This is a genomic window from Bradyrhizobium sp. 17 (assembly GCF_023073515.1).
Classification (GTDB): Bacteria; Pseudomonadota; Alphaproteobacteria; order Rhizobiales; family Xanthobacteraceae; genus Bradyrhizobium; species Bradyrhizobium canariense_D.
Map to the genome: position 1 here is coordinate 260,930 of NZ_JADPJQ010000117.1, position 24,795 is coordinate 285,724.

The following is a 24,795-nucleotide window of genomic DNA, read 5'->3' on the forward strand; positions in this document are numbered from 1 at the left end:
GATGTTCTTGATTTTCCTGCGATCGCTCGTGTTCAACGTGCTGTTCTACACCATGCTGGTGTGCCTCGCGATCGTGGCGCTGCCGACCTTCGCATTGCCGCCGCGCGCCATGCTCACGGTCGCGCAATGGTGGGCAAAGGCGACGCTGTTTCTGATGCGGGCTGTCTGCAACATCAAGGTGGAATTCCGCGGCCTCGAAAAGATCCCGAGGGGACCATTGGTCGTTGTGGCGAAGCACCAGTCGTTCTGGGAGACGTTCGTCTTGCCGGGCTTCTTCGACCGTCCGATTTTCATCCTCAAGCGTCAGCTCATGCAGATCCCGGTGTTCGGCCAGTTCCTGGTCAAGACCGGGATGATCGCGATCGACCGCAATGCCGGCGTCAAGGCGCTGCTGGACATGACGCGGCGGGCGCGGGAGGCGGTGCGCAGCGGCGGGCAGCTCGTGATCTTTCCCGAAGGCACGCGCCGCGCCCCGGGCGCGCCACCGGACTACAAGAGCGGCTTCGCGCAGATCTATTCGTCCTGCGGCGCGCCGTGCCTGCCGATCGCGCTCAATTCCGGCCTGTTCTGGCCGCGCCGCACCTTCATGCGCTATCCCGGCACGCTGGTGGTGGAATTCCTCGATCCGCTGCCGCCGGGCTTGCCCAAGGACGAGTATCTCTCCCGTGTGCAAACGGTGATCGAAGACGCGACCGGTCGCCTCGTCGAAGCGGGCCGCAAGGAGCAGGAGCAGCTGATCGGCTCGGCGCCGAGCTATGCGCCGTTGGAGAGCTAGCGGTTTTCCCGATCGTCCGCCGGAGCCGGCGCGTGCGGAGAATGCGCATCACCATGCAGCATCATGGCAAGCTGATGCAGCTGCGCATCGCGAAAGCCTTCGGCCTCGATCGCCTTCACCGTCGCAGTCACGTAGTCGCGGTTGGCGCCGGACTGGCCGTGGCCCTGGAGCACGTGGCGATGCTGGTCGGTGAGCGACAGCCGACCGGCATATTGCACATGGCCGCGGTCGACGACATAGGCGAGCGCGGAGACGCGCTGCCGCGCATCGTTCTCCAGCCACACCGAGCGCATGACTTCGCGATAGACCGACGTCACCTGCTCGCGCGCGCGCAGATAGGCGACGACGTCGGCGCGGTTCTTTTCGGCGACGCGGAAGGCGATGCCGCGGCAGGCGCCGCCGCGGTCGAGGCCGAGCACCAGACCCGGCTTCTCCGGCGTGCCACGGTGGACGAAGGAATAGACACAGAGCGCGCGGTGCTCGCCGACCAGCCGCGCGGGGACGCGCTCCTCGAATTCGAAACCCGGCCGCCACATCAGCGAGCCGTAGCCGAACACCCAGAGGTCGCCTTTGGCTGTGGTGACGGAGGGGAGGGTGATTTCCGACATTTCGGGCACGGCTACCAGAACCGCGCTCCCAAGCGAAGCGAATTCTCCGCCTTTCGGAGCACGCCAACCTCGCTTACATTTGACAAAATCAGGGGTCAAAGGGTCGCCGCATGTCCGATATGACCGTTGCCGCACGCCGGCGCTCCCGCTGGGGCCTTTTCATCGCCCCTGTCATCCTCCTGATCCTCGCGGTGGCGTGGAGCTGCTTCTGGTTCTATGCGGCGTCGCAGGCCGAAATCGCCGCCGATGCCTGGCGCGCGCAGGAGGCCAAATCCGGCCGCGTCTATGATTGCGCCAAGCGCTCGATCGCGGGCTTCCCCTTCCGCTTCGAGGTCCGGTGTTCGGGCGCCAGCGTCGCCCTGGTGTCGCAGAACGCCAGCAAGACGCCGTTCACGGCGAAGCTCGACAACATCCTGGTCGTCGCCCAAGTCTACGATCCCAAGCGCGTCATCGCCGAATTTACCGCACCCGCGACGCTCACTGACGGCGTCACGCAGAGCACCTTCGTGGTGAACTGGAGCAAGGGTCGCAGCAGTGTGGTCGGCCTGCCCGCCGTGCCGGAGCGCGCTTCCATCGTGTTCGAGGAGCCGACCGTCAATCGTGTCGACGGCAGCATGCAGGTGCCGCTCGCGCGCGCAAAACAGGTCGAGCTGCATGGACGCCTTGCGGATGGATCTCCGTCCGATCATCCCGTGATCGAGACCGTGCTCCAGATCGCGCAGGGCAGCGTCCAGGGCGTTCATCCGCTGCTCGCCGAGCCGTTCGAGGCCGACACGCGGGCGAAGATCACCGGACTGTCCGATCTCACGCCAAAGCCGTGGCCGCAGCGCTTCCGCGAGATCCAGGCCGCCGGCGGCCATATCGAGATCGTGCAGTCCCGCATCCAGCAGGGCGAGATGATCGCGGTTGCGGCCGGCACGCTCGGGCTCTCGGCAAACGGCCGCCTCGATGGCGAATTGCAGATGACCGTGACGGGCCTGGAGCGCGTGATCCCCGCGCTCGGCATCGAGAAGATGCTGCAGGAGGGGGTGCCGCAGGCGACCCTCGATCGCGTCGCGCCCGGCGTGAAGTCGCAGGACCTCAACAATCTGTTCGGTGCGCTCGACCGTGCCGTTCCCGGCCTCGGCAAGGTCATCAAGCAGAACGCCAATGCAGGCGTTGCCGCCGGCATCAATTCGATCGGCACCGAGAGCACGCTGGAAGGCAAGAAGGCTCGCAGCTTCCCGCTGAAGTTCGTCGACGGCGCCGTGCTGCTCGGCCCGGTCAAGGTCGGCCAGATCCCGCCGCTGTATTAGGTCGTGAATTCATAAACCTGCCGGGCGGACAGCTCGGTCCGTCTGATGCGTTCGAAACTGTGAACAGATCGTTTCTGCGAAGAGCTTCTTGTCGGCGCCGGTGACGCAACCTGCGAGGTCCTCTCCTGCGTCGGGCGAGGAGTGCGACAGTGCGTCTGGACAGGTAGCGTTCTGCCGCCCTATTGAAGACCAACTGACGGCTCTAAGGCCGCGCCCAAATTATCTGGGGTTCGGGGGAAACAATGCGCGCGTTGAATTGTCTCGTGGCAGCATCGCTGCTCGTTGCCTCGCTTCAGACCGCAACCGCAAAGGATAGCGAACATTGGGTGGTGTCCTGGACGGGCGCGGTTCAGGGCCCATACCCCGTCGGCAATCCGTCAGCCCAGCCCGAACAGAAATTCGCGTTTCCCGAGCCTGCGGCCGGTGCGCGGGACCAGACCTTTCGCCTGATCGTGCGGCCGGATATCTGGGGCCGTCAGGCCCGCATCCGGCTCAGCAACGCCTTCGGCACCAAACCCGTCACGTTTGACGGCGTTTACGTCGGCCTGCAGTCGGGCAGTGCCGCGTTGATCCGCGGCTCCAACATTCCGGTTACGTTCGCCGGCACGGCTTCCGTTACGGTGTCGCCGGGGAATTCGGTCTGGAGCGATGCGATCGCGCTGCCGTTTGCAAAGCGGCCCGATGACCTCGCCGGCCGCCGGCTTGCGGTCAGTTTTCATGTCGCCGGCCAGAGCGGCCCGATGACCTGGCACGCCAAAGCGCTGACCACCTCCTATGTCAGTGCGCCCGGCGCCGGCGCGAAGGGCGCCCTGGAAGACGAGGCTTCCTTCCCCTATGCGACTGCGTCATGGTTCTTCCTCGATGCGATCGAGATGACTGCGCCTGCCGATGCCTTCGCCATCATGGCGTTTGGGGATTCGATTACCGACGGGACCGCCTCAACCATGAATGGCGACGATCGCTGGCCCAACGTGCTGTCGCGTCGCCTGAAGGCAGTCTACGGCAACAAGGTTGCCGTAGTGAATGGCGGCATCGGTGGCAACCAAATCGCAGGCCCGGCCGAATATGGTCCCGACAAACCGTACGCGGGCGGCCCCGCTTCGGGCCAGCGGCTCGAGCGTGACGTGCTGTCGCTGTCCGGCATATCGAGCCTGATCTGGCTGGAAGGTATCAACGATTTCAGCAAGAACGGCAATTTTACCGCCGACCAAGTCATCGCCGCGATGAAGGATCGTGTCGCGAGGCTACGTGCGAAATGGCCGCAAGCCCGGATCATCGGCGCCACCGTCGTTTCGGCATTGGGTAGCACCAGCGCGGCACATGGTTTTCCCGAGCAGGATGACAAGCGCAAGGCGCTCAACGCATTCATCCGTAGCTCGGGGACATTCGACGGTGTAATCGATTTTGATCGGGCGACGCTCGATCCGGCCTCGGGTGGCCTCAAGCCGGAGTTCGTTCCCGAAAGCACGACTGGTGGCGCCGGCGACAAGCTTCATCCCAACCGCACCGGATATCTGGCGATGGGACAGGCCATCGACCTCGAGCTGTTCAAGCCGGGAAAGATTAGCCGTAGCGCGAAGCAGTAGGATGGATTCAGAGTCTCCTCTCTCCATTCATCGCCCTCAGCTGTCGTAACTCCCTCCATGCGGGTTACGAGCTGAACTCACGGCCGCTTCGCCGGATCGTGATGACCGGCCGGGAATGCCGAGCCGCAAACTCCGCTCTCTCTCCATGTCGGCCGCACGATGATGCGGTCGCCCAGGCAGGAGAGATATCATGACCAAGTCCAGGCTGTTCATTGCCGGTATCGCCATCTCGACCACGCTCGCGACGCCCGCGTTTGCGCAGTGGCAATGGCAGTTGCAGGAGCCGGCAGCATACGCCTCGATGTATCCGAACGGTGATCGCAACGTCTCGAATCCGACGACGCGGGAGACGATGGCCTTCGTCCCCTCGCCGAAATCACCGCGCCCAATGGTGATGCGCGCGACCAAGGGCAAATAGCCGCCATCCACCACTTGCCCGTCGCGAACTGGGCCCGGTCATGTCCCGGCCGGGCCCAATGCGCGTTGCCTTGAACGAGGCCTCGAAAAGTTGCCTTGGACAATCGCGACAGTCGCGCGTGCGGATCGACAGCCAACGAAAATATTCCGAACAGGATCGTCAGGAAAACGTGATGCACAAGATGCACGGCGCCGCGAATAACCGCAGCCGCATTCAAATCACTCCACACCAGGGAAGCATGCATGCGCCGGAGATGGCGCGCGGAATCCAATCCGCTTCCCAAATGGAGGAAGCTTCAAATGCGGATCATCAATTGCGGACTGATGCTGGGTATTCTCGCTGCCTGTTCAGGGCAGGCGCATGCCGACGACAATGTCACAACCGAAATCCACTCGCTGAAGGCGAAGCTGAAGGAGCTCCAGCAGCGCGTGGACTCCGAGGCGCGCAAGACGCGACAGGGTGAAGCGCAGGCGAAGGCCGTTCAGTTACCAGCAAGTTACAAGGCGCTCGCCGCCGATCCATGTGCGGCCGGCAAGGTCTGCTACAAGGGCGTGACGTTGACCTTCGGTGGCTGGGTCGATCTCACCGGCGTCTACCGCTCGCGGAATCTCGCTTCCGATACCGGCTCGGTCTACAACTTCATCCCCTATCAGCAGAGCCGCAACTTCAACATCCCGGAAACGCGCTTCTCGGCACGCCAGAGCAGGTTCTCGGTGCTGGCCGAGGGCAATGCCGATGCCGACACGCACCTCGCGGGTTATGGCGAGATCGATTTCGAAGGTGCGGCTCAGACGGCGAGCTCGGTTGCGACCAACTCGTTCAATCCGCGCATGCGGCAGCTCAGCCTGGAACTGGACCGCAGCGATCTCGGTCTTCACTTCCTCGCCGGGCAATCCTGGTCGCTGAACGCGCCGACCAAGTCCGGCATCGATCCTCGTGGCGTCGATGCGCCCGGCGTGATCGACTTCGAATCCGTTCCGGGATTTCTTGCCTGAATCAGGTGCCCGACGTCACGGTCAAGGCCGCCTGGGACCCAAGGCTCGGGCCCTATAAGTTGCATGTCGAGGGGTGGGCGCTCTACCGCCAGCTGTTCGACCGTTTCAACAACGCCAACCACCCCTACGACACCGGAAGCTTCGGCGGACACATCTTCGTCGAGCTGATTCCGAAAACCCTCGATCTTCAGCTCTATGGCTCGCACGGCGTGCTGGGCCGCTTCACGGCAACACCGTTCGCCGACGCGGCGGTGGCGCAGGACGGCACCCTCCTCCCGCTGACGATCACGGCGGCCGCCGTCGGCCTGATCTGGCACGCGACGCCCAGCCTCGATGTCTACTCCTATGCAGGCCTCGAAAAGGCCAAGGCGAATTTCGCCAATGTTGGAACGGTGCCGTTCGGCTACGGCAATCCGCTCTACAACAACACCGGCTGCTTCACCGAAAACTCGGCGGGCGCGACCTGCAACGGCAACACCAGGGAGGTTCGGCAGATCACGGCCGGGATCTACGACACCATCTACCAAGGCAATTTCGGCACGCTCAAAGCCGGCCTGCAATATTCCTACACGCAACGGTTCGCGTTCGCCGGCGTGGGCGGCGCGCCGAAGACCGACGACAACGTCGTCATGACGCAGATCCGGTACTACCCATTCTAGTCACGGAGCCACGCAGGCTCGTAGCCCGGATGGAGAGAAGCGCGATCCGGGAATCCTGCCTCAAGCGACGGAAGTCCCGGATTACGCCTGCGCTCCATCCGGGCCACTTCGGTGCTACGGCTTGTTGCCGAGCTGCGCATGCGGCCGGCCGAAATCGGGCGCGGCCGAATCCTGGCCGATTTCGACAATGCCGCGGCGGATGGCGCGGGTGCGGGTGAAGTGGTCGAACAGCGCCTCGCCATCGCCGCGGCGGATTGCGCGGGTGAGCTTTGCCAGATCCTCAGTGAAGGTGCCGAGCATCTCCAGCACGGCTTCCTTGTTGGCGAGGAAGACGTCGCGCCACATCGTCGGATCGGAGGCGGCGATGCGCGTGAAGTCGCGAAAGCCGCCGGCGGAGAACTTGATGACCTCTGACTCCGTCACCTGCGCCAGCTCGTCGGCGGTGCCGACGATGGTGTAGGCGATCAGATGCGGCAGATGGCTGGTGATCGCGAGCACGAGATCATGATGATCCGGCGTCATGATCTCGACCTTGGCACCCATCGCCGCCCAGAACGCGCGCAGGCGATCGGTGGCAGCCGCATCAACGCCCTCCGGCGGGGTGAGGATGCACCAGCGGTTGATGAAGAGCTCGGCGAAGCCGGAATCGGGACCCGAATGCTCGGTGCCTGCGACGGGATGCGCCGGCACGAAATGGACGCCTTCCGGCAGGTGCGGCGCCATATCCCTGACGATGGCGCCCTTGACCGAGCCGACGTCGGAGATGATCGCGCCGGGTTTGAGATGCGCGGAGATCTCCTGCGCCACCGGGCCGCAGGCGCCGACGGGAATGCAGAGGATGACGAGATCGGCGTCCTTCACGGCTTCCGCATTGGTCGCGACGACCTGATCGACGATGCCGAGCTCCATCACGCGTGCGCGCGTCTTCTCCGAGCGCGCGGTGGTGACGATCTCGGAAGCCAGACCCTGGAGCTTCGCGGCGCGTGCGATCGAGCCCCCGATCAGGCCGAAGCCGATCAGCGCGACGCGCTGGAAGTGCGGGGTCGCGCTCATCGTCCGGCCATGAAGTCGCGCAGGCCCTCGACGACGAGGCGGTTGGCCTCCTCGGTGCCGATGGTCATGCGCAGCGAATGCGGCAGGCCGTAGTTCTTCAAGCCGCGCAGCACCAGCCCGCGCTTGGTGAGGAAGGCGTCGGCTGCGTCCGAGGTCTTGCCCTCGGTCGGGAAGTGGATCAGCACGAAATTGGCGACGCTCGGCGTCACCTTCAGCCCGAGCTTGCCGATCTCCTCGGCGAGCCAGTTGCGCCAGGTCTCGGTGAAATGCTTCGACATGGCCTGGTGCGCTGTGTCCTCGATCGCGGCAACGGCGGCGTACATGGCCGGCGTCGACACGTTGAAGGGACCCCGGATGCGGTTGACCGCGTCGATGATGTGCTCGGGGCCGAACATCCAGCCGATGCGCAGCGCCGCAAGACCATGGATCTTGGAGAAGGTGTGGGTCACCACCGTGTTTTCGGTGGTCGCGACCAGCTCGATCCCCATCTCGTAATCGTTGCGCGAGACGTAGTCGCAATAGGCTGCGTCCAGCACCAGCAGCACGTGCGAGGGCAGGCCGGCGCGCAGGCGCTTGACCTCGTCGAACGGCACATAGGTGCCGGTCGGATTGTTGGGGTTGGCGAGCCAGACCAGCTTTGTCTTCGGCGTCACCGCCTTGAGGATGGCGTCGACATCGCAGGTGAGGTTCTTCTCGGCCGCGATGACATTCTTCGCGCCGACCGCCATGGTCGCGATCGGATAGACCAGAAAGCCGTGCGTGGTCGAGATCGCCTCGTCACCGTGGCTGAGATAGGTGTGGGCGAGCAGGTTGAGGATCTCGTCCGAGCCGGCGCCGCAGATGACGCGGTTGGGATCGAGCCCGAAGGTGCGCCCGATTGCTTCGCGCAGCACGCGCGAGGTTCCTTCCGGATAGTCTTCCAGATGATCCGCCACCTGCTTGAACGCCTCGATCGCCTTCGGCGAGGGCCCGAACGGCGTCTCGTTGGCCGAGAGCTTGAACACCTTGCGGCCAGGCTCTGCCACCGGGGTCTTGCCGGGCGTGTAGGGCGCAATATCGAGAATGCCGGGATTCGGCACGGGGCGGGACATCTTCAACTCCGGAGTGGGCTTAAGCGGTTCGCGACTTACGATTTCGACCCGGTCGGGGGCACCGTATAGCGCGTTGCGTGGCTGCCGACGAGGGCCGTGGAGCGCACCGAGGCCCCCGCTTCGATCAGGGCAGCCTTGATCTTGTCGATGCTGCTTGTCGCGGTGACCGAGACCAGCAGCGCGGCGCCGTCGAAGGCGGTGTCGGGCACCGCCACGATCTCGGCGAGCGGCGACAGGGCGCGCGCGACCTCCGCATTCCACCCAGAGACGCGTACGCTGAAGGTCTCGACCTCCGTCACCAGCGCGCTGTCGGCGACGCGCGAGACCGCGAACACGGGCAACGCCGCCGGATGGTCGGCGCGCTCGACGAAGGGCAGCCGCGCGATGATCTTTGGCGCGCCAGCTTCTTCCAGCGACAGCCACCACGGCGTGCGGCTCGAGGTCGCCGAGACCAGCGCCAGATCGCCCTTGGACTTCGCGACGGCCTCGACCGCCGCCTGCGCGCTGAAATGCGCGACGTAAGGCACGGTGAAGCCGAAATGGAATCGCGCGGAATCGCGCATGGCCGGCTCGCTCGCCGAGATGTCGGCGTGGACCGAGAACGGGGCCTGGACATAGGTGAAGGTCGCGATGATGACGCGCCAGATGCTCTCGACCGTGTCGAGCGGCAGGATGCCGCGATGACGCTGCACGAGGTCGCGCATCATGGAGGCCTCGCGTGCCGGGCGGAACGCCGAGCCGACCTCCTGGGTCTGCTTCACCTGGATCAGGCGGTCGATGATGTCGCCGCGTTGCATCAGCAGGCGATGCATGCCTTCGTCGATCGCGTCGATCTCCTTACGCAATTCCTGGAGTGATGGTGGCGCGGGCGGACGTTGGGACATGTCTGACAGGTGCTGCTGAGAGGCTTTCCAATGCGGATCAGTCGAGCCGTCACCGCTGTGATGGATATCCTGATTAGGCAGTCGGGGCTGCGAAAGCAAAGAGAAATGCAAAGAGAAATCGGGCCCTTTCCGCCCGTGGCGCGACAGGCGAATTTGGCTGATCCGGGCCGTGACTTGACGAAAACCGTCCAAGACGGTAGTTTTTACCCGTTCCGTGGTCATTTGAGCCGGCCGGCTTGCAGCCACGTTAAAAAACTCGCTAAACAGGCCGGGGACGCTTTCGATCCCGGCCGAACCTATCGTTCAGGCCGGGTTTTTCATGGCCTGATGTCAATGCGGTCACTTCTACGATCGCAAACGAGGTCGATGGTCAGATGGTTGGCGTCCAGTCCATTCCGAGTCCCGCGATCACCGCCGACGAGCGGTCGCACGAGGTGGATCATCCGAGTTCGCACGTCGCGCAGTTCGGCTCGGAGCAGCCGCTGCGGCTCGACTGCGGGGTCGATCTCAGCCCGTTCCAGATCGCCTACCAGACCTACGGCGAGCTGAATGCCGATCGCTCCAACGCGATCCTGATCTGCCATGCGCTGACCGGCGACCAGCACGTCGCCAACGTGCACCCTGTCACCGGCAAGCCCGGCTGGTGGGAGACCTTGGTCGGCCCCGGCCGGCCGCTCGATCCCAACGAATATTTTATCATCTGCTCCAACGTGATCGGCGGCTGCATGGGCTCGACCGGCCCGGCCTCGATCAATCCCGCGACCGGCAAGGTTTGGGGGCTCGATTTCCCCGTCATCACCATCCCCGACATGGTGCGCGCGCAGGCGATGCTGATCGACCGGCTCGGCATCGACACGCTGTTCGCGGTCGTCGGCGGCTCGATGGGCGGCATGCAAGTGCTGCAATGGACTGCGGCGTATCCGAGTCGCGTGTTCTCCGCGCTGGCGATTGCCTGCTCGACACGACACTCGGCGCAGAACATCGCGTTCCACGAGCTTGGCCGTCAGGCGGTGATGGCCGACCCCGACTGGCACCATGGCGGCTATGCCGATCGAGGTATCCATCCGCATCGTGGCCTCGCTGTCGCCCGGATGGCGGCGCACATCACCTATCTCTCCGACGCCGCGCTGCATCGAAAATTCGGGCGGCGCATGCAGGACCGCGAGCTGCCGACTTTCTCTTTCGACGCCGACTTCCAGGTTGAGTCCTATCTGCGCTACCAGGGCTCGTCCTTCGTCGAGCGCTTCGACGCCAACTCCTATCTCTATCTGACCCGCGCGATGGACTATTTCGACATCGCCGCCGACCACGGCGGTGTGCTGGCGAAGGCGTTCGCGGGAATCCAGACCCGCTTCTGCGTGGTCTCCTTCACCAGCGACTGGCTGTTCCCGACCTCGGAATCGCGCGCGCTGGTGCACGCGCTGAATGCGTCGAGCGCGCGGGTGTCGTTCGCCGAAATCGAGACCGATCGCGGTCACGACGCCTTCCTGCTCGACGTGCCCGAATTCCTTGATATCTCCCGCGCCTTCCTGCAATCGGCAGGCAAGGCGCGCGGGCTCACCGCCAATAATGCTTAAGGACGGCTAGTCATGTCTGTACAGGAAGCGTTGCCGCTGGGCGGCCTTGCGACCGGGCAGCCCGGTGATTTTCGCGCGGACCATGTGCTGGTGGCCAACATGGTCAAGCCGGGCTCGAAGGTGCTCGACGTCGGCTGCGGCGAGGGCGACCTGCTCCAACTGCTGGAAACCCGCGGCGTCGACGGCCGCGGCATCGAGCTGTCGCGCGAGGGCGTCAACCGCTGCGTCGCCAAGGGTCTTGCGGTGGTGCAGGGCGATGCCGACACCGACCTCGTGAATTATCCGGATGACGCCTTCGACTACGTGATCCTGTCGCAGACGTTGCAGGCGACGCGGCAGCCGAAAGTGGTGCTGGAGAATTTGCTGCGCATCGGCCGCCGCGCCATCGTGTCGTTCCCGAATTTCGGCTTCTGGAAGATGCGGCTCCAGCTCCTGATCGGCGGCCACATGCCGCGCACGGAGAACCTGCCGGCAAGCTGGTATGACACCGCCAACATCCATTTCTGCACCATCAAGGATTTCGTCGAGCTCTGCGACGCGATCGACGTCAAGATGGAACGTGCCGAGGCGCTCGACCTCTACGGCCGTCCGCTGCGGCTGCGGATGCCTTGGTGGGTGTGGAATCTGTTCGGCGAGCAGGGCGTGTTTCTGCTGACGCGGGGCGGCAGGAAGTAGGCCGGCCCGTTACCCCATCTACGCGACCCAGTACCTGGTGACGCCTTCGCGCTAATGCGCCGCCAGTGACCTCGGGTCGCGCACCGGCCATCTTCCCGCTTCCACCAGCGTGACGAACCGTTCCACCGTTTCGTTGAACAGCGCTGGCTCTTCGAGATTGAGGACGTGGCCGGACTTTGGAAACATGGCGAGCCCTGCCGCCGGCAGATGCTTCTTCAGAAACAGGCTTGCGCCCACGCACGGATCGTCCTCGTCGCCGCAGATGATGAGTGCCGGCGTCGTGGCCGCTCTGATCGCGTCCGTCATCGTAAAGATCGAGGGACGGCCGGCCTGGAAGCCGCGCATCGTCCGCGCTGATCCCTTGGCGTCGTGCCGCGCCAGGGCGGCATAGAAATCGGCGTGACCGCGCGGGTCCTTCACCAGGAAGGGAATCCGGCTCGGCGCCTCGCGCGTGACTTTTGCGACTTCGGCTGAGCCGAGCATCTCGAATTGCTCCGCGTTGGCGCGGCACTGCTGGCGCCAAGCGTCAAGGTTCTCGATCTCCGAGCCCGAGCCGACGCCGGCGAGCGTCATCGACAGCGCACGTTGGGGCGCGTTGAGCCCGATCTGGAGCGACGAATAGGCGCCCATCGAGAGGCCGACGAAGTGCGCGCGATCGATCTTCAGATGATCGAGCACCGCGAGCGCATCGGTGTAGAAATGCGTGTAGCGGTAGACCTCGCCATCAGGCACGTCCGATGGCGTGTAGCCGCGTGCGGAATAGGTGATGCAGCGATGGCCGCGCGAGAAGTAGCGCATCTGCGGCTCCCAATTGGTGTAGTCGGCCGCGAATTCGTGCAGAAAAATAATCGGCGTGCCCGTGCCCGCTTCTTCGAAATAGAGTCGACAATTGTCCTTCGTGAGGGCGTGAGGCATCCGGTTTTCTCCCTGAGGTGGCTGCGGCTTTGGAATGCCGTCCTGCGGTCAGCGCATACGATGGTAGCACTTATTAATCATCGTCCAAATTCTTAGGGGCCGCGTCTTGTTCTCGCCACATCAGGATACTGATACAGCCCGCGGATGTCGGCCACCGCACGGGCCGACGGGGAAGTGGGGTGTCAACGAAGGATGAAGAATGTTCGAGTTGTTTGCGTCTCGCCTGTCGCGCTGTGTCGTTGCGCTGGCTGTTTTCTTCGCGGCGTTCGCCGCCTTCACTTCTCCGGCGTCAGCACGACCTCATCGTCATAGCGCAGAGCGGCACGCTTACGCGCATCACGCCAGCAGACATCATCATTACCGGCATGCACGCGGCTCGCGCTTCGAGCGCGGCGCGGCGCAATTGCAGGCGAACGGCTTCGGCAACACCTTCGCCAGCTATGATCCGAACGCCAATAGCGGCGGCATCGCCATAAGCGGCAGCGCTGGAACGGCTATGAGCGGCAGTGGTGGAATGGCCATGAGCGGCAGCCGTGGAATGGCCATGAGCGGCAACGCTGGAATGGTTACCAGCGGTGAGATGACCACGCGCGCCAGCCGTCGAATTATGAGGCGTGGAGGTGGGATAGCCACTAACGCGAATGACGGCGGCATGGCCAATAGCGCGACGAGCGGCGGCGGCTTCGGCGGTGGGTCGGGCCTCGTGTCCGAGGCACGCCGCTATGTCGGCGGCAATCCGACCGGTCGCGGTAGCCTGTGGTGCGCGCGCTTCATGAACATGGTGCTCGAAAAGACCGGTCATCGTGGCACCGGCTCCGACATGGCGAATTCGTTCGCGCATTACGGCACGCGCGTGTCCGGTCCGCAGGTCGGCGCCATCGCAGTGATGTCGCGTGGTGGCCGGGGCGGTCATGTCGGCATCATCACCGGTGTCGACGCGCAGGGCAATCCGATCATGATCTCCGGCAACAACGGCAACCGCGTTCGCGAAGCACCGGTCTCGCGCGGCCGGATCTATGCGTATGTGATGCCGAACTGACGGCCGTCATTGCGAGGAGCGAAGCGACGAAGCAATCCAGACTGTCTCCGCGGGCGCATTCCTGGATTGCTTCGCTTCGCTCGCAATGGCGGAGCGGGGCCAGCGCGCAGCGTCACACCAGCTTCGGCTGTTCCAATGCAACCGCGTCGCCCACGCCGATGTCGCCTTCAGCGATCACCTCGGCATAGATGCCGCAGTCCATGTGGCCGAGATTGCTCGAGAGCGTGGCGGGGATTTCGAGATCGCGCTTGGCGGTATCAGGGTCGACATTGGTGGCCGGGCAGCGCTTGATGCGCTTGACCACTTGCAGCCGGGCCTGTCCGATCGCGAGCGTCTGGCCGACGAGGTCGAGCTCGGACCAGGCCGGCCAGCCCTTCACGTAGAGATTGGCGCGGAAGCGTAGCGGGTGGACGGCGGCGCCGCCGAGCATGGTCTCGAGCGCGCGGACGCTGTCGAGATTGATGATGGACACGACCTTGCGGGCGACGTCTGAAAAGCTGTGGTCGCGGCCGGACAGGATCTTGGGCGGGCCCTTCAGCTCCGGCTGAAAATTTTCCCTGAAATAGTCCTCGATGGCGGCGCGCCCGGCGGCGGTCTCGAGATCGCCGCTGGCGACGATCTGGCCGTCCTTGCGGATGGTCAGGCAATTGGTCGCGTCCTCGAACCGGCTGTCGAGCGAAGCTAGCCGCTCATTCCGCGCCAGCATCAGGAACTGGATCTTCGGCTTCCACTGCGGTGCTTCCGGATCGAAGCCGCTCGGGCCGTTCTCGATGGCGTAGCGGCGGTCGGCGGGCAGGGTCTGGCCGGCTCGCAGGGAGACGCGGGGCAGGGCCTCCGGCGTCAGGCCCTTGATCGGGTAGCGGTAGAGCCCGGTGATCTCGGCGGTCTGGCTGATTGTCATTGCGCTGGGTGTCATGCCGCTACTTAGGGGATTCGGCCCACCGGCGCCAAGCGGGCGGATCCGCGCACGAAATTGTGAACTCGCCTCTTCCGGTCCGAGGCCTCGCTTCCCACATCTGGGTCAGGCCGGCGCCAGCGCCGGCTGATAACGACCGTTGCCGGTTGAGAAACGTCAATGCGGTAATCGGAAACCCAATGAAGATGCCGTTTGGAGTGCCTTTGAGGGCTCCAGGGGCAGGCCGAGGGAAAGACCACGAAATGAACATCGAAAAATATACCGAACGCTCCAGAGGCTTCGTCCAGTCCGCGCAGTCGCTTGCGGTGCGCGAAGGGCACCAGCAGTTTTCGACCCTGCACGTCCTGAAGGTGCTGCTGGACGACAATGAAGGCCTCGCTGCCGGCCTGATCGACCGCGCCGGCGGCAATTCCCGCGCAATCCTGAAGGCGACCGAGGACGCCCTGAACAAGGTGCCGAAGGTCTCTGGCGGCGGAGCCGGCCAGATCTATCTGGCGCCCGAACTCGCGCGCACCTTCGACGCCGCCGAAAAGGCTGGCGAGAAGGCCGGCGACAGCTTTGTCACCGTCGAGCGGCTGCTGCTCGGCCTGGCGCTGGAGAAGACCAGCGAGGCGGGCGCGATCCTGGCCAAGGGCGGCGTCACCCCGCAAAACCTCAACGCGGCGATCGAAGCGCTGCGCAAGGGCCGAACGGCGGACTCCGCCACGGCCGAGAACGCGTATGACGCGCTGAAGAAATATGCCCGCGACCTCACTCAGGCGGCGCGCGACGGCAAGCTCGACCCGGTCATCGGCCGCGACGAGGAGATCCGCCGCACGATCCAGGTGCTGTCGCGCCGGACCAAGAACAATCCCGTCCTGATCGGCGAACCCGGCGTCGGCAAGACCGCCATCGCCGAGGGCTTGGCGCTGCGCATCGTCAACGGTGACGTGCCGGAGAGCCTGAAGGACAAGAAGCTGCTGTCGCTCGACCTCGGCTCGCTGATTGCAGGTGCAAAATATCGCGGCGAGTTCGAGGAGCGGCTGAAGGCCGTGCTGCAGGAGGTGACCGGGAGCGATGGTAATTTCGTCCTGTTCATCGACGAGATGCACACGCTGATCGGCGCTGGTAAGGGCGATGGCGCGATGGACGCGTCCAATTTGCTCAAGCCTGCGCTCGCCCGCGGCGAGCTGCACTGCATCGGCGCCACCACGCTCGACGAGTACCAGAAGCACGTCGAAAAGGACGCGGCGCTGGCGCGGCGATTCCAGCCGATCTTCGTCAGCGAGCCCTCGGTCGAGGATACGATCTCCATTCTGCGCGGGCTGAAGGACAAATACGAGCAGCACCACGGCGTGCGGATCACCGATTCCGCGCTGGTCGCCGCCACGACCCTGTCCAACCGCTACATCACCGACCGCTTCCTGCCGGACAAGGCCATCGACCTCATGGACGAGGCGGCCGCGCGGCTCAAGATGCAGGTCGATTCCAAGCCGGAAGAGCTGGATTCGATGGATCGGGAAATCATCCGGCTGAAGATCGAACAGGAAGCGTTGAAGAAAGAAAGCGATGCCGGGTCGAAGAGCCGCCTGCAGACGCTGGAGAAGGAGCTGGCCGATCTCGAGGAGAAGTCCGCGGCGCTCACCGCACGCTGGAGCGCGGAGAAGAACAAGCTCTCCGACGCTCAGAAACTGAAGGCCGAGCTCGACGGCTTGCGGGTTGAACTTGCCAACGCACAACGGCGCGGTGAATTCCAGAAGGCCGGCGAGCTGGCCTATGGCCGGATCCCCGAATTGGAAAAGCAGCTTGCGGAGATCGAGGCCAAGGAGAACTCCGGCGAGATGATGGAGGAGGCGGTCACCGCCAACCACATCGCGCAGGTGGTCTCGCGCTGGACCGGCGTGCCCGTCGACAAGATGCTCGAAGGCGAGAAAGACAAGCTCCTGCGGATGGAGGACTCGCTCGGCAAGCGCGTCGTCGGCCAGGCCGAGGCCGTGCGTGCGGTCGCGACCGCCGTTCGCCGTGCGCGCGCGGGGCTGCAGGACCCGAACCGGCCGACCGGCTCGTTCATGTTCCTCGGGCCCACCGGCGTCGGCAAGACCGAGCTGACGAAAGCGCTCGCCGAGTATCTGTTCAACGACGAGACCGCGATGGTCCGCCTCGACATGTCCGAGTACATGGAGAAGCACTCGGTCTCGCGGCTGATCGGCGCGCCTCCGGGCTATGTCGGTTATGACGAGGGCGGTGCGCTCACCGAAGCGGTGCGGCGCCGGCCCTACCAGGTCGTGCTGTTCGACGAGATCGAGAAGGCGCATCCCGACGTGTTCAACGTGCTGTTGCAGGTGCTCGACGACGGCCGCCTCACCGACGGCCAGGGCCGCACCGTCGACTTCCGCAACACGCTGATCATCATGACCTCGAACCTCGGTTCGGAGTTTCTGGTGAACCAGCCGGAGGGCGAGGATACCTCGGCCGTGCGCGAGCAGGTGATGGGCATGGTGCGGGCGCACTTCAGGCCAGAGTTCTTGAACCGCGTCGATGAGATCATCCTGTTCCATCGCTTGCAGAGGAGCGAGATGGGCCGGATCGTCGAGATCCAGTTCGCACGGCTGCAAAAGCTTTTGATCGATCGCAAGATCGTGCTGACGCTCGACGCTGCGGGCCGCGACTGGCTCGCCGCCAAGGGCTGGGATCCCGCCTACGGCGCACGGCCGCTGAAGCGCGTGATCCAGCGTCACGTCCAGGATCCGCTCGCCGAGATGATCCTGGCCGGCGACGTCAAGGACGGCGACAACGTTGCGATCTCCTCCGAAGGCAACGTGCTGACCTTCAACGGCAAGGCGCCGCAGACCGCGGAGATCGCCCAGTTCGAGGCGCCGGTGTCGAAGCGGAAGCTGAACTGATCGTCGGCATTCGAAGCCTGAAGCAACAAGCCGCCCCGGAGATGTCAACCTCTCCGGGGCGGTTTGTTTTGCGGGTTGTTGGCGAACTTACTGCGGCGACCTATTTCTTCGTGAGCTTGTAGATCGCGTTCTCGATGTCAGAAGAGAAATAGATCGTGCCGGATTCCCCGATGCCGACGCCTGTCGGAATGTGCGTCGGCAGTCCTCCGGGTGCACCCACGAGGCCGATTGGAAGATTGGCCGCGATCTCGGTAACCGTGCCGGTCTCCGGCACGATTTCGATCAACCGTTTGGCGCCGACCTCCGCTACGATCAGCTTGCCGTCTCTGGCGCGGGCGATGCCTTCGGGCATTTTCAGGTCCTTGGCGACGACTGTCTTTTCGCCGTTGCTCTCGATCATCGAGATCACGCCGGAAAAGGCTTCGGTGAGATAGACCTCGCCACGCGATCCAGCGACGAGCCCGACCGGGCCCTCGAGGCCGCCGATCAGTGTGGTGCGATCCTTGCCGTGCTCGCCGCTGACGCGGACCAGCGATTTGGTGCCGAACTCGGCCACCAGGATGCTGCCGTCCGCGAGCACGAGCGCGTCGTGCGGCGCCTTGAAGCCGTGCAGCATGTCGCGGGTGGCCCCCGTCTTGCCGTCGATCACCTGCACCGTGCCGGTGAACCAGCTCGATAGGACCACATCGTTGCCCTTCGCCGTTGCGCTCATCGGATATTCGAGCGTGACGCCGGCGGCGTGCATGCGCGCCTTCTCGGTGACCTCGCCGGTCGCGCCGTCCACCGTGCGATAGGCGAACACGTCGGCGACGTGGATCGTATCCTTGCCGTTCTCTGACGTGACGCCGATGCCGCCGGGCAAGGCGAGCTTGCCGATGATCACCTGCCGCGCCTGGCCGGTCGCCGGATCGACCTCCTGGATGCCGTTATCGGCCATGTTGGAGACGTAGATTCGGTCCTTGTCGTCGATCGCGAGATTGTCCAGCGACGGCTTCAATTGTGCGACCATGGTCTTGGCGCCCGACTTGGGATCGACCCGAACGAGCTGGCCGAGCGCGGTGTCGACTACCCAGAGATCGCCCTTGGAATCGAAGTTCACCGCGGCCGGGACCTTGAAGCCGTCCGCGACGACGGTCAGCTCGGCCTTGTCGACGTCGACCTTTGCGACCTGTCCCTTGAACCAGAGCGGACCGTAGAGCTTGTCGTCGGGACCGAACTCGAAGCCGTTGAGGCCGCCCATCTTCTCCATGATCTGGCGCGGCGGTTTGACGCCCTCGACGTCGATCTCATAGAGCGTGTCGCCGAGGAAGACGGTGGTGGCGTACAGCCTGCCGTCCTTGCGGAAGGCGAGCGAGTTGATGCCGGGAAGGCCTGAAGCGAGTTTCTTGATCGGGCCGTCGCCCTTGCGCGAATAAAGATCGCCGGCCAGGAATCCGGTCCAGGCCATGGTGCCGTCGGGGGCGAATGCGATGTCGTCGGCCATTCCGATCGGGGCGGGGATTGCAACCTTCGCGCTACCGCCGGGGATGTCGACCTCGTAGAGCGCCGCGCCCGCGACGCTGCCGGCAAACAGATGGCCGGCCTTGTCGATCGCAAGCCCGTGCACGCCGTGGAACGCCGAGCCCGGAACGAGCTTGGTGACCTCCCAGTTTTCGGCCGAAACACTGGTAGCGGAGACGACCGCAGCGACGAAGGCTGCGCAGGCGAGCCTGTTCTTCATGGCGAGACCTCCCGTTTTTTGGAAAGTATTCGCTCCTCATGCCGCTTTGGCAAACGAAACTTGACGTTGTGATGCGGCCAAGCCGGGCCCCGCGCGACGTCGTCAAATCCGGCTCGTGCTTGAATATGTCCGGCCGATCTCGGCCCGGTTCGCCGGCTTTACCTGTTGGTGACCTGCAACGGACCGCCGGTGGCGTCCGACATCCGGGCGATGGCACCGGCGCGGCCGCTCATCATGCCGTCGAGCCGGTCGCGCTCCTTCTCGAAGCCGGCCAGCATCGGGCCTTCCAACGAGCGGCCGCGCGGCAGTTTCACACGCAGCGGATCGACGAAGCGGCCGTTGACCAGGATTTCGTAGTGGACGTGCGGGCCGGTCGACGCGCCGGTCGAACCGACGAAGCCGATCACCTGGCCCTGCCGCACCTTCTTGCCGGGCTCCATGCCCTTGGCGAAGGCCGACATATGGCCATAAGCGGTCTCGTAGCCGTTGTTGTGCTTGATGCGGATGTATTTGCCGTAGCCGCCCTCGGGGCCGGCCTTCTCGATCACGCCATTGCCGGAGGCGAAGATCGGCGTGCCGTAGGAGGTGGCCCAGTCGACGCCGGTATGCATCTTCACATAGCCGAGGATGGGGTGACGGCGGCCGCCGAAGCCGGAGCGCATGATGGCGTTGTTGACGGGCTTGCGCACCAGGAACTTCTTCGCGCTCTTGCCGGTCTCGTCATAGTAATCGACGACGCCGTCATCGGGGCTCTGGTAGCGGTAGTATTTCTTGGTCTCGCCGCCGAGCGTCAGCGAAGCGAACAGCACGTCGTTCTTTTCGCTCGCGGTCACGCCTTCGTCTTCGCCGGCGTAGAACACGTCGAATGAATCGCCCGGCGCCACCTTGCGCTGGAAATCGACGTCGTAGGAATAGATCTTGATCATGTCGTCGATGACGGGCATCGGCACTTTGTTGCGCATCGCGGTCTCGTAGATGCTCTGGTAGAGCCGCACGCCCGTGCCGTCATCCTCGTCATCGTCGTCGCTGTTGGCGTTCGCCGCCGCGTCGGCGACGGTGTTCATGCTGGAGACGTCGACCGCGACGTATTTGCCGAGATCGGACAGCGCCGCGATCGCCTCGACCATGGTCTCGTTGGCGATGACGACGCGGTAGGGCTGCAGGCGGGCGCCGGGGCTTGCGGGCGCCATCAGGATCCGCAGCTTCTCGCCTTCCTTCAGGCCGCCGTCGCGGCCGCGCGGCCCAAGCGTCGCGGTGATCGCCTTGATCTCCTCGGCCGTGGCGCCGAGATCGCGCAGCACGCCGGCGACGCTGTCGCCCTTCTTGACCACGTGGACGCGTTCGCCGTTGGGATTGCCGCCGGTGATCTGCTCTTTGGTCTTCGGCAGCAGCGTGACGTTTTCCGGCACCACGCGCGTCTCGAAGCCGGCATAGGGATCGGACGGCGACACTTCGGTGGCGTAGGCGCTTCTGATATCGGACGGGCCGGTCGCGCCGGAGACGTCGGCCGCAGCATTGGAGAGCGCGGCGTAGCGCACCCCGCCATTGCCGCGCCAGTTGGCGGCATCGCGGACCCGCATCAGGATGTCGTCGAGCGCCACCACTGCGGAAATCTTGGCTTTCGGCAGCACCTGGGAGAGGTCCTTGGTGACGAACGAGACCTCGGCGTCGGGTTCGACGGCTTCCGGATTGTTGGGATCCTCGGATGCCGCCTTCGGATCGGATCCGACATCGGTGAGAAGGCGCTGGGCGTTGAATGGCGGGATCTTCGCCGACAGATCGCTCGTCGTCATCGACAGATTGCCGGCAATCCGGATGAAGGGACGCACCCGCATCACGTCGCGGTTGCCGACGCGGGCGACGGTCGAGACGCGCACGATGTTGCGCGAGGCCGTGGATTCGCTCGGCGGCGGCAGGCGGTCGCTCTTGTGCAGCGTGGCGGTGCGGTCGGCTGCGCCGAATGCGCCGCGCAGCGCGCCTTCGACGCGCTCCGGCACCTTGGCGAAGGTCATCTCGCCGTCGAGCGAAGCGAAAACGGCGCCGCCGATCAGGGCTGCGCCGCAAAGTCCGGTTAGAATCGTCCCGCTGAACCATTGCACCGAGACGCGGCGGCGATCGATGACGGCGGCTTCCGAACCATCGACGGACAGCGGCGGCTCGTGGCCGAGATCGATGATCCCGGTCTCACGCCCGTAAGCGCCGCGTGACGTCCTATGGTTCAACCCAAGTCCCCCAATCAACGATCCGAGAGCCCGATTTCGAGCAGCCCCGTTTCGAGCAACCCTGTTTCGAGCCCCTCCTTGAGCCGCCCTCTTCGGGGCGTCTCTGGAAAAGGCAAGCCGCATAGGCGTCCGCGGTCAGAAGGCCCAGATGTCGGACCGGCCGAATTTACGAACAGCTAAGCGGAAAAAGATCTCTCGATGTGTCTCGAATGTCTGAAGAAGGCCGCTTCATCGTATGATCGCCTTCCTCTGACCCCACACAAACCGCCGGCAGCCCCCACTGGCATCCCTGCGATTCAAGCTTTGTCTGTACCAGAACGCCGGGGGATTGTGGCTCAAGTACGGCGCCTAATATGGAAAAGTTTCGCGAACGGCCGGGCGTCAGGGGCCTTCCAGGGACGAGCGATCCAAGTCGCGTCCAAGTCGCCTCATGCCGCCTCCGGAGCCCTCTCGAGCCCAAACTTTTTTTGAGTTTTTTCTCCGCGCCGGCGCGATCCAGCCGCTCACCGACTTTCTAACCTGCTGTAATCGCGTGGATTTTTCGAACAATCCACCGTGCGACGATTTTCTGACAATGGTCGTTGACAACCCCGATGGGCGGGGCCTATAACCCGACCACTGAGCGCGGCGCCGCCGGGTCACTGACCAAGGCGAGCGAACGCGCCACTGATGCTCCTCACCTTGTTGAGTGACACAACAGTCGACGTAAGTCGATTGGAGTTCATCCATCGTCGGTAAGGGTGTCGGAACCCTTCCTCTCTGGAAGGTTGGGACCTCCTGGTCCCGGGCTGTTTGACAAGTGAAGATGAAGAAAGAGAAACGTGGACGGCGGAGTCCTTGCGCCTCTCGGATACTGAAGAGCTTCGGCTTTTGAGTTCTGAGAGGGGACGAAAGACTTCGGCGGTACACGTTTTAAGGTTACACCATCGTTGCCAGCGATGTGAATCGCGGGCAGCTCATCGACTTCGGTCGATGAAAAATGGTGGGACCTCGTCAAAACGTTGTGATCAGCCGGTTCAAAGTTCAAGTCCAACTTGAGAGTTTGATCCTGGCTCAGAGCGAACGCTGGCGGCAGGCTTAACACATGCAAGTCGAGCGGGCGTAGCAATACGTCAGCGGCAGACGGGTGAGTAACGCGTGGGAACATACCTTTTGGTTCGGAACAACACAGGGAAACTTGTGCTAATACCGGATAAGCCCTTACGGGGAAAGATTTATCGCCGAAAGATTGGCCCGCGTCTGATTAGCTAGTTGGTGAGGTAATGGCTCACCAAGGCGACGATCAGTAGCTGGTCTGAGAGGATGATCAGCCACATTGGGACTGAGACACGGCCCAAACTCCTACGGGAGGCAGCAGTGGGGAATATTGGACAATGGGCGCAAGCCTGATCCAGCCATGCCGCGTGAGTGATGAAGGCCCTAGGGTTGTAAAGCTCTTTTGTGCGGGAAGATAATGACGGTACCGCAAGAATAAGCCCCGGCTAACTTCGTGCCAGCAGCCGCGGTAATACGAAGGGGGCTAGCGTTGCTCGGAATCACTGGGCGTAAAGGGTGCGTAGGCGGGTCTTTAAGTCAGGGGTGAAATCCTGGAGCTCAACTCCAGAACTGCCTTTGATACTGAGGATCTTGAGTTCGGGAGAGGTGAGTGGAACTGCGAGTGTAGAGGTGAAATTCGTAGATATTCGCAAGAACACCAGTGGCGAAGGCGGCTCACTGGCCCGATACTGACGCTGAGGCACGAAAGCGTGGGGAGCAAACAGGATTAGATACCCTGGTAGTCCACGCCGTAAACGATGAATGCCAGCCGTTAGTGGGTTTACTCACTAGTGGCGCAGCTAACGCTTTAAGCATTCCGCCTGGGGAGTACGGTCGCAAGATTAAAACTCAAAGGAATTGACGGGGGCCCGCACAAGCGGTGGAGCATGTGGTTTAATTCGACGCAACGCGCAGAACCTTACCAGCCCTTGACATGTCCAGGACCGGTCGCAGAGATGTGACCTTCTCTTCGGAGCCTGGAACACAGGTGCTGCATGGCTGTCGTCAGCTCGTGTCGTGAGATGTTGGGTTAAGTCCCGCAACGAGCGCAACCCCCGTCCTTAGTTGCTACCATTTAGTTGAGCACTCTAAGGAGACTGCCGGTGATAAGCCGCGAGGAAGGTGGGGATGACGTCAAGTCCTCATGGCCCTTACGGGCTGGGCTACACACGTGCTACAATGGCGGTGACAATGGGACGCTAAGGGGCAACCCTTCGCAAATCTCAAAAAGCCGTCTCAGTTCGGATTGGGCTCTGCAACTCGAGCCCATGAAGTTGGAATCGCTAGTAATCGTGGATCAGCACGCCACGGTGAATACGTTCCCGGGCCTTGTACACACCGCCCGTCACACCATGGGAGTTGGTTTTACCTGAAGACGGTGCGCTAACCCGCAAGGGAGGCAGCCGGCCACGGTAGGGTCAGCGACTGGGGTGAAGTCGTAACAAGGTAGCCGTAGGGGAACCTGCGGCTGGATCACCTCCTTTCTAAGGATGGTTCTTCAGAAGCTTGCTTCTATCGAACCGTTTTAGAAACATCAGTGGCCAACGGTCGTCAGGATCGTTGAGCTGCATTGGCGGGATTTCGCCGTCTTCGTTTCTCTTTCTTCGCGGACGAACACGCGCTGGGGCTGCAACCTTGCAGAATCCCTGGTCCTTGACTGGATATGCGTTAGGGGCTTGTAGCTCAGTTGGTTAGAGCGCGCGCTTGATAAGCGTGAGGTCGGAAGTTCAAGTCTTCCCAGGCCCACCACACTCATCGAGTGAGCATTCGTCTTCTGGTTACGGGGCCATAGCTCAGCTGGGAGAGCGCGTGCTTTGCAAGCATGAGGTCGTCGGTTCGATCCCGTCTGGCTCCACCAGATGGTTTGATCACCGGCTGCTCATACCGTCGTCCGCGAAACATCACTTCGCACTTACTAGTCCGGATGGACAGTAAGCTGCGTGATTTCTGACATCGTAAAGAGGAGATCGATCCGAGTTGGATCGGGCAACAAGTAATTGTTGCGCGATACTTCATTATCTCCGGATCATTTCGGCGCTCGTGCGTCTTCCATTGTAGCTCACAAGGCTGCTTTGAAAGACAAGCGAGTTGTAAATGATCCTTTTAGCGAAGCTTGACCGCCTCGCTATCGGAACGATCTTACGAAGCAAGCTGGTCTTTCTAATCATTGTCCGGCTGCAGATAGCGTTCATCGAGGGCGCGTGCCGCAAGGTAGTTCTGCAGACAACATTCTGCCGAGTGTGTGGACATTGATAATGAGAGCAATCAAGTGCCTTAAGGGTGTTCGGTGGATGCCTTGGCGCTGAGAGGCGATGAAGGACGTGCTACGCTGCGATAAGCCGTGGGGAGCTGCGAAGAAGCTTTGATCCATGGATTTCCGAATGGGGAAACCCACCTTCGATAGCCGGAACTCCAAGACCTCAGTCGAAAGACTGTGGTGTGGGGTTCGA

General features: G+C 63.3%; 18 protein-coding genes, 2 tRNA genes, 2 rRNA genes and 1 riboswitch (1 of these 23 running past the window's edge). Of the genes, 14 read left to right on the forward strand and 8 right to left on the reverse strand.

The genetic code is table 11. From position 1 onward, the window contains the following. The first annotated feature begins 1 nt into the window (after position 1). Positions 2–775 carry a lysophospholipid acyltransferase family protein gene (locus IVB13_RS26310; RefSeq protein ID WP_247490890.1) on the forward strand — a complete coding sequence of 258 codons (774 nt, stop codon included), beginning with the start codon at positions 2–4 and terminating at the stop codon, positions 773–775. On the opposite strand, the gene IVB13_RS26315 is transcribed toward IVB13_RS26310, so the two are convergent. Further along, positions 772–1,383: a gamma-glutamylcyclotransferase gene (locus tag IVB13_RS26315; RefSeq protein ID WP_018453258.1), complete on the reverse strand. Its 612-nt coding sequence runs from the start codon at positions 1,381–1,383 to the stop codon at positions 772–774. The genes IVB13_RS26310 and IVB13_RS26315 overlap by 4 nt on opposite strands. A gap of 110 nt (positions 1,384–1,493) precedes the next feature. On the opposite strand from IVB13_RS26315, the gene IVB13_RS26320 reads away from it, so the two are divergent. The 5 genes from IVB13_RS26320 to IVB13_RS26340 all read left to right on the forward strand — a co-directional run bounded on the left by IVB13_RS26320 (position 1,494) and on the right by IVB13_RS26340 (position 6,336). After that, on the forward strand, positions 1,494–2,678 hold the full coding sequence (locus tag IVB13_RS26320; protein WP_018453259.1) for a DUF2125 domain-containing protein: 1,185 nt from the start codon (positions 1,494–1,496) through the stop codon (positions 2,676–2,678). A 242-nt stretch (positions 2,679–2,920) separates the two neighbouring features. Next, complete coding sequence (locus IVB13_RS26325) at positions 2,921–4,264, forward strand: GDSL-type esterase/lipase family protein (RefSeq protein WP_247299294.1); 1,344 nt, start codon at positions 2,921–2,923, stop codon at positions 4,262–4,264. A gap of 190 nt (positions 4,265–4,454) precedes the next feature. Continuing rightward, on the forward strand, positions 4,455–4,682 hold the full coding sequence (locus IVB13_RS26330) for a hypothetical protein (protein WP_018453261.1): 228 nt from the start codon (positions 4,455–4,457) through the stop codon (positions 4,680–4,682). 299 nt (positions 4,683–4,981) lie between these two features. Then, positions 4,982–5,677 (forward strand): hypothetical protein, encoded by a 696-nt coding sequence (locus IVB13_RS26335; RefSeq protein ID WP_240543318.1) that lies wholly within the window; start codon positions 4,982–4,984, stop codon positions 5,675–5,677. A 5-nt stretch (positions 5,678–5,682) separates the two neighbouring features. Continuing rightward, the gene (locus IVB13_RS26340; RefSeq protein ID WP_245288367.1) at positions 5,683–6,336 is read left to right on the forward strand and encodes a hypothetical protein; all 654 of its coding nucleotides are present in this window, start codon (positions 5,683–5,685) and stop codon (positions 6,334–6,336) included. Between the two features lie 114 nt (positions 6,337–6,450). Here IVB13_RS26340 and IVB13_RS26345 read toward each other — a convergent pair whose 3' ends face one another. Genes IVB13_RS26345 through IVB13_RS26355 form a run of 3 tightly spaced genes read right to left on the reverse strand, consistent with a single transcriptional unit; the run spans position 6,451 to position 9,364 of the window. Further along, complete coding sequence (locus IVB13_RS26345; protein WP_018453262.1) at positions 6,451–7,389, reverse strand: prephenate/arogenate dehydrogenase family protein; 939 nt, start codon at positions 7,387–7,389, stop codon at positions 6,451–6,453. Then, the gene (locus tag IVB13_RS26350; RefSeq protein WP_026232497.1) at positions 7,386–8,480 is read right to left on the reverse strand and encodes a histidinol-phosphate transaminase; all 1,095 of its coding nucleotides are present in this window, start codon (positions 8,478–8,480) and stop codon (positions 7,386–7,388) included. The genes IVB13_RS26345 and IVB13_RS26350 overlap by 4 nt, the downstream gene beginning before the upstream one ends. Before the next feature lie 35 nt (positions 8,481–8,515). Continuing rightward, entirely contained in the window at positions 8,516–9,364 is an 849-nt protein-coding gene (locus IVB13_RS26355; RefSeq protein ID WP_026232498.1) for a chorismate mutase, read from the reverse strand. A gap of 204 nt (positions 9,365–9,568) precedes the next feature. Beyond that, positions 9,569–9,648, forward strand: a riboswitch (SAM riboswitch). Between the two features lie 90 nt (positions 9,649–9,738). Here IVB13_RS26355 and IVB13_RS26360 point away from each other — a divergent pair. Continuing rightward, positions 9,739–10,941 (forward strand): homoserine O-acetyltransferase, encoded by a 1,203-nt coding sequence (locus IVB13_RS26360; RefSeq protein WP_018453265.1) that lies wholly within the window; start codon positions 9,739–9,741, stop codon positions 10,939–10,941. Positions 10,942–10,953: 12 nt separating this feature from the next. Beyond that, positions 10,954–11,616 (forward strand): methionine biosynthesis protein MetW, encoded by a 663-nt coding sequence (metW, locus tag IVB13_RS26365; RefSeq protein ID WP_018453266.1) that lies wholly within the window; start codon positions 10,954–10,956, stop codon positions 11,614–11,616. A 51-nt stretch (positions 11,617–11,667) separates the two neighbouring features. Here the strand turns inward: metW and IVB13_RS26370 are convergent, their stop codons facing one another. Next, positions 11,668–12,531 carry an alpha/beta hydrolase gene (locus tag IVB13_RS26370; protein ID WP_018453267.1) on the reverse strand — a complete coding sequence of 288 codons (864 nt, stop codon included), beginning with the start codon at positions 12,529–12,531 and terminating at the stop codon, positions 11,668–11,670. 199 nt (positions 12,532–12,730) lie between these two features. Between IVB13_RS26370 and IVB13_RS26375 the strand changes: the two genes are divergently transcribed. Further along, positions 12,731–13,570, forward strand: a complete 840-nt coding sequence (locus tag IVB13_RS26375; protein ID WP_018453268.1) for a TIGR02594 family protein — start codon at positions 12,731–12,733, stop codon at positions 13,568–13,570. Positions 13,571–13,682: 112 nt separating this feature from the next. Here IVB13_RS26375 and IVB13_RS26380 read toward each other — a convergent pair whose 3' ends face one another. Next, on the reverse strand, positions 13,683–14,471 hold the full coding sequence (locus IVB13_RS26380) for an MOSC domain-containing protein (protein WP_018453269.1): 789 nt from the start codon (positions 14,469–14,471) through the stop codon (positions 13,683–13,685). Between the two features lie 257 nt (positions 14,472–14,728). Here IVB13_RS26380 and clpB point away from each other — a divergent pair, with 257 nt between their 5' ends. Then, the gene (gene clpB, locus IVB13_RS26385; protein ID WP_247490892.1) at positions 14,729–17,368 is read left to right on the forward strand and encodes an ATP-dependent chaperone ClpB; all 2,640 of its coding nucleotides are present in this window, start codon (positions 14,729–14,731) and stop codon (positions 17,366–17,368) included. 100 nt (positions 17,369–17,468) lie between these two features. Here the strand turns inward: clpB and IVB13_RS26390 are convergent, their stop codons facing one another. Next, complete coding sequence (locus tag IVB13_RS26390; protein ID WP_085350725.1) at positions 17,469–19,088, reverse strand: SMP-30/gluconolactonase/LRE family protein; 1,620 nt, start codon at positions 19,086–19,088, stop codon at positions 17,469–17,471. A 158-nt stretch (positions 19,089–19,246) separates the two neighbouring features. Continuing rightward, positions 19,247–21,310 (reverse strand): M23 family metallopeptidase, encoded by a 2,064-nt coding sequence (locus tag IVB13_RS26395; RefSeq protein ID WP_018453272.1) that lies wholly within the window; start codon positions 21,308–21,310, stop codon positions 19,247–19,249. A gap of 1,030 nt (positions 21,311–22,340) precedes the next feature. Between IVB13_RS26395 and IVB13_RS26400 the strand changes: the two genes are divergently transcribed. The 4 genes from IVB13_RS26400 to IVB13_RS26415 all read left to right on the forward strand — a co-directional run. Then, positions 22,341–23,829: ribosomal RNA gene (locus tag IVB13_RS26400) — 16S ribosomal RNA — on the forward strand. Positions 23,830–24,017: 188 nt separating this feature from the next. Further along, positions 24,018–24,094: transfer RNA gene (locus tag IVB13_RS26405), tRNA-Ile, on the forward strand. 33 nt (positions 24,095–24,127) lie between these two features. Then, a tRNA-Ala gene (locus IVB13_RS26410) sits at positions 24,128–24,203 on the forward strand. 405 nt (positions 24,204–24,608) lie between these two features. Then, a 23S ribosomal RNA gene (locus tag IVB13_RS26415) occupies positions 24,609–24,795 on the forward strand (it continues 2,686 nt past the right edge of the window). The 16S and 23S rRNA genes sit together here with 2 tRNA genes alongside, the layout of an rRNA operon.